Origin of the sequence: Mesorhizobium sp. M1A.F.Ca.IN.020.06.1.1, assembly GCF_004023265.1 — a bacterium.
In the GTDB taxonomy this organism is placed as follows: domain Bacteria; phylum Pseudomonadota; class Alphaproteobacteria; order Rhizobiales; family Rhizobiaceae; genus Mesorhizobium.
Map to the genome: position 1 here is coordinate 1 of NZ_RZSR01000361.1, position 5393 is coordinate 5393.

Sequence of the window (5393 nt, forward strand, 5' to 3'; positions counted from 1 at the left end):
CCTGCACTCCACGCCGGCGGCGGTGCCGCTGATCGTGCTGGTGCTGTCGGTCATCATCTTTGGCGTTGCCATCGGCGGCCGCTTCTTTTCGTCCTACACGCTGACGCTGATCCTGCAGCAGATCGCCATCGTCGGCATCCTGGGCGCTGCCCAGACGCTGGTCATCCTGACCGCCGGCATCGATCTTTCGATCGGCGTGGTGATGGTCATCTCGGCGGTGGTCATGGGCAACTGCGCCATCACCTATGGCATGCCGACAATCCTGGCCGTGGTGCTTGGGCTTGGCGCAGGCGCGGTTTGCGGCATGCTCAACGGCTTGTTGGTCGCCTATATGAAATTGCCGCCCTTCATCGTGACACTGGGCACCTGGAACATCGTCATGGCCACCAATTTCATCTACTCGGCCAATGAGACGATCCGCGACGCCGATGTCGACGCTCAGGCGCCGCTGCTGCATCTCTTCGCGCTGAGCTTCAGGGTCGGCTCCGCCGTGCTGACGGCCGGCGTCATCGCCATGGTCCTGTTGGTGCTGCTCTTGTGGTATGTGCTCAACCACACGGCGTGGGGCCGCCATGTCTATGCCGTCGGCGACGACCCGGAAGCGGCGAAACTCTCCGGTATCCAGACCAAGTCTGTGCTGATGGCCGTCTATACGCTTGCCGGTCTGATCGCCGCCTTCGCTGCCTGGGTGTCGATCGGCCGCAACGGCTCGATCTCGCCGTCCGCCGCCGTCACCGACTACAATCTGCAAGCGATCACCGCGACCGTGATCGGGGGCATCTCGCTCTTTGGCGGCCGCGGCTCCATCCTCGGCACGCTGTTCGGCGCCATGATCGTCGGCGTCGTCTCGATGGGCCTCAACATGCTGGGCGCTGACCCGCAATGGAAAGTGCTGCTCACCGGTGTCCTGATTATCGGCGCCGTGGCGATCGACCAGTGGATCAGAAAGGTTTCGGTGTAACCATGACCCAGCAGGCTGTTCTCACCGCGCGCGGTCTAACCAAGCGCTACGGCCGCGTGACCGCGCTCAACAACTGCGACTTCGATCTCTACCCGGGTGAAATCCTGGCCGTGATCGGCGACAACGGCGCCGGCAAGTCGACGCTCATCAAGGCGATCTCCGGCGCCGTGCATCCCGATGAAGGGGTGATTGAGCTGGACGGCAAGCAGGTCCAGTTCAAATCGCCCATCGAGGCCCGCGAGGCGGGGATCGAGACCGTCTACCAGAACCTGGCATTGTCGCCGGCGCTGTCGATCGCCGACAACATGTTTCTCGGCCGCGAGATCCGCAAACCGGGTCCGCTCGGCAGCTGGTTCCGCATGCTGGATCGTCCGGCGATGGAAAAGCGCGCCCGCGACAAGCTGACCGAACTCGGCCTGATGACCATCCAGAACATCAGCCAGGCGGTGGAGACGCTTTCGGGCGGCCAGCGCCAAGGCGTCGCCGTGGCTCGCGCCGCCGCCTTCGGATCGAAGGTGGTGATCATGGACGAACCGACGGCGGCGCTCGGTGTCAAGGAAAGTCGCCGCGTCCTCGAGCTGATCCTCGACGTCAAGAAGCGCGGCCTGCCGATCGTGCTCATCTCGCACAACATGCCGCATGTCTTCGAGGTCGCCGATCGCATCCACATCCACCGGCTTGGACGGCGTCTATGCGTCGTCGATCCGAAGCAGATTTCGATGTCGGATGCCGTCGCGCTCATGACCGGCGCCAAGAAGCCGCCGGAGGACGCGCTGGCGGCCTGATCTCCGCCCCACCATGGTAATTGGCCGCAGGTGCATCGGATGGACACTCCGTCCTAAATCGATTTAACAATATATGCTGCAGCGCGGCAAACTGGGGTAGGAGAAACGGTGAAAGCCGCTATGATCAGGCCAACCGAACGAGAGGCGATATGAAACCCGCCATGACGATCGAAGCCCCCGCTCTCGACCACCCCGATCCCAGGACGCTCGCCGAGGAAGTCCTGATGTCGCTCAAGTACCGGGTCGGCAAGGACACCACCGTCGCAACGCCATATGACTGGCTGACCGCCTCGATCAAGGTGGTGCGCGACCGCGTCGTCGATCACTGGATCCAGGCGACCAAGGAAGCCTACGACCAGCAGGAAAAGCGCGTCTACTATCTCTCGCTCGAATTCCTCATCGGGCGCCTGATGCGCGACGCCTTCTCCAATCTCGGCCTGATGGAGAACATGCGCGAGGCGCTGGCATCGCTCGGCGTGGATCTCGACTTGATCGCCGGCCTTGAACCGGACGCAGCCCTCGGCAATGGCGGTCTCGGCCGGCTGGCCGCCTGCTTCATGGAAAGCATGGCCACGGTCGATATCCCCGCCCACGGCTACGGCATCCGCTACGCCAACGGCATGTTCCGGCAGGAGATCCATGACGGCTGGCAGGTCGAGTTGCCGGAAACCTGGCTCGACCATGGCAACCCATGGGAGTTCGAGCGGCGCGAACGTTCCTTCGAGGTCGGCTTCGGCGGTTCGGTGGAATCGATCACCTCAAAGGACGGCCGCCTGGAGCGCCATGTCTGGAGGCCCAACGAGCATGTGCTGGCGGTCGCTTATGACACGCCGGTCGCGGGCTGGCGCGCCAAGCGCGTCAACACGCTGCGGCTGTGGTCCGGCATGCCGATCGACCCGATTCTGCTCGACAAGTTCAATGCCGGCGACCACATCGGCGCGCTCGCCGAAAGCAACAAGGCCGACGCGCTGTCGCGCGTTCTCTATCCGGCCGACTCGCACATGGCCGGGCAGGAGCTCCGGCTGCGCCAGGAATATTTCTTCTCGACTGCTTCGCTGCAGGACATCGTCCAGCGGCATCTCAGCCAGTACGGCGACCTGAGATCGTTGCCCGACAAGGCCGCGATCCACCTGAACGACACCCATCCGGCCGTCGCCGTGCCGGAGCTGATGCGGCTTCTGATGGACGTTCACGGCATGGATTTCGACCTTGCCTGGGACATCACCAAGCGCACCTTCGCCTACACCAACCACACGCTGCTACCGGAGGCGTTGGAAAGCTGGCCGGTGCCGCTGTTCGAGCGTCTGTTGCCGCGCCACATGCAGATCGTCTACGCCATCAATGCCCAGGTTCTCCTGGAGGCGCGGGCCACCGGAAAATTCTCGGGCGAGCAGATCGCCCGCATCTCGCTGATCCAGGAAAATGGCGACCGCCGCGTGCGCATGGGCAATCTCGCTTTCGTCGGCTCGCATTCGATCAACGGCGTCTCGGCGCTGCACACCGATCTGATGAAGGAGACGGTGTTTGCCGATCTCCACAAGCTCTATCCCGACCGCATTAACAACAAGACCAACGGCATCACGCCCAGGCGCTGGCTGATCCAGTGCAATCCCGGCCTGACCGCGCTTGCCCGCGAAGCGATCGGGAACTGCTTCATGGACGACATCGAAGCGATCAAGGATCTCGATCCTCTTGCCGGCGACTCCGCTTTCCGCGAGAAGTTTGCCGCCGTGAAGCGCCAGAACAAGGTGAGGCTTGCAAACCTGGTCGCCGACCGGCTCGGCATCAGGCTCGATCCTTCAGCGCTGTTCGACATCCAGGTCAAGCGCATCCACGAATACAAGCGCCAATTGCTCAACATTCTGGAGGCGATCGCGCTCTACGACCAGATCCGCTCGCATCCCGAGCGGGACTGGATGCCGCGGGTTAAATTCTTCGGCGGCAAGGCGGCGCCGAGCTACCACAACGCCAAGCTCATCATCAAACTGGCCAACGACGTCGCCCGGGTGATCAACGGCGATCCCTCGACGCGCGGCCTGCTCAAGGTTGTGTTCGTGCCGAACTACAATGTCAGCCTCGCCGAGGTGATGATGCCGGCGGCCGATCTTTCCGAGCAGATCTCGACCGCCGGTATGGAGGCTTCCGGCACCGGCAACATGAAGTTTGCCCTCAACGGCGCCTTGACCATCGGCACGCTCGACGGCGCCAATGTCGAGATCAAGGAGCGCGTCGGCGACGACAACATCTTCATCTTCGGCCTCACCACCGCCGAGGTCGCCGAACGCCGCGACAACGGCTACAATCCGCGCGGCGTGATCGCGTCCTCGCCGGAGTTGTCGCAGGCGGTGTCGGCGATCTCCTCCGGCGTCTTCTCGCCTGACGATCCCAACCGCTACCGCGACCTCATGAACGGCCTTTATCAGAGCGACTGGTTCATGGTGGCGGCCGATTTCGACTCCTACGCCGCCTGCCAGCGCGAGGTCGACGATCTCTGGCGCAACAGTCCCGACTGGTACTCGCGCGCCATCCGCAATGTCGCCCGCGTCGGCTGGTTCTCGTCCGATCGCACCATTCGCCAATACGCGAAAGAAATCTGGAACGTACCTGTCTGATGTGATTGCATGAGGCCGCCGACAACGTGGACGTGCATGTCGCCCAAAAGTGCCTAGCGGTTTTGGCCAACATATGCACAAACCAGAATAGTTCCCAGGGAGGGACGCCGCCTGATGAGGAAGCCGCGCGCGACCGCTGCACCAAGCGGGCCGGACGGACTGGCGCCAGCCGGCGATGTCGCGGCCATTGTCGCCGGAACGCATGGCGATCCCTTTGCAATTCTGGGTGTGCACGCGGCCGGCAAGGGCTTAGTCGCCCGCTGCTTCGTACCCAATGCCGAATGCGTCACCGCCTATACGCTCACCGGCAAGGAAGCCGGGGAACTCGTGCGCAGCAACGATGCCGGCTTCTTCGAGGGCAAGCTTTCGATCCGCAAGCGTCAGCCGTTGCGCTATCACGCGAGGAATGCCGGCGGCGACTGGTGGCTGACCGACCCTTATTCCTTCGGCCCGGTGCTAGGCCCGATGGACGACTACTACATGGCGGAGGGCTCACACCTGAGGCTCTTCGACAAGCTCGGCGCCCATATCATCGAGCATGAGGGGGCCACCGGGGTGCATTTCGCGGTATGGGCGCCCAATGCCCGGCGCGTCTCGGTGGTTGGCGCCTTCAACGACTGGGACGGCCGCCGGCACACCATGCGCGACCGCAAGGACACCGGCATCTGGGAGCTGTTCATTCCGGACCTCGGCGCCGGCCAGCCTTACAAGTTCGAGATCATCGGTCCCGACGGCGTGCGCCTGCCCCTCAAGGCCGATCCGTTCGCCTTCGAGTCCGAGCTGCGCCCGGCGACCGCTTCGGTGACGGCGCCGCCGATCGCGCATCAATGGGGCGACGAGGCCCATCGCAGCTTCTGGCAGAAGGCCGATCCGCGGCGCGAGGCGATCTCGATCTACGAGGTCCATGCCGGCTCGTGGCAGCGCCGCGATGACGGCACCTTCCTCACCTGGGACGAGCTCGCCGCGCAGCTGATCCCCTACGTGGTCGAAACCGGCTTCACCCATATCGAGTTCCTTCCGATCTCGGAGCACCCC

At 63.6% G+C, this 5393-nt stretch carries 3 protein-coding genes and 1 pseudogene; all 4 read left to right on the forward strand.

Annotated elements, in window-relative coordinates; genetic code table 11:
• On the forward strand, window positions 1–961 hold a 961-nt coding region (locus tag EOA60_RS16990; protein ID WP_164899361.1), incomplete at its 5' end, for an ABC transporter permease.
• Between the two features lie 2 nt (window positions 962–963).
• On the forward strand, window positions 964–1746 hold the full coding sequence (locus tag EOA60_RS16995) for an ATP-binding cassette domain-containing protein (protein WP_066997791.1): 783 nt from the start codon (window positions 964–966) through the stop codon (window positions 1744–1746).
• 149 nt (window positions 1747–1895) lie between these two features.
• Window positions 1896–4358, forward strand: coding sequence for a glycogen/starch/alpha-glucan phosphorylase (locus EOA60_RS17000; RefSeq protein ID WP_127335422.1), 2463 nt, complete (start codon window positions 1896–1898; stop codon window positions 4356–4358).
• Between the two features lie 114 nt (window positions 4359–4472).
• A pseudogene (locus EOA60_RS17005) lies at window positions 4473–5393 on the forward strand (1,4-alpha-glucan branching enzyme); the annotation flags it as partial.

What these genes read in the sequence shown, in the direction of transcription:
- EOA60_RS16995 (WP_066997791.1), top strand. Translation starts at nt 964, where the DNA reads ATGACCCAGCAGGCTGTTCTCACCGCGCGCGGTCTAACCAAGCGCTAC.
- EOA60_RS17000 (WP_127335422.1), top strand. Translation starts at nt 1,896, where the DNA reads ATGAAACCCGCCATGACGATCGAAGCCCCCGCTCTCGACCACCCCGAT.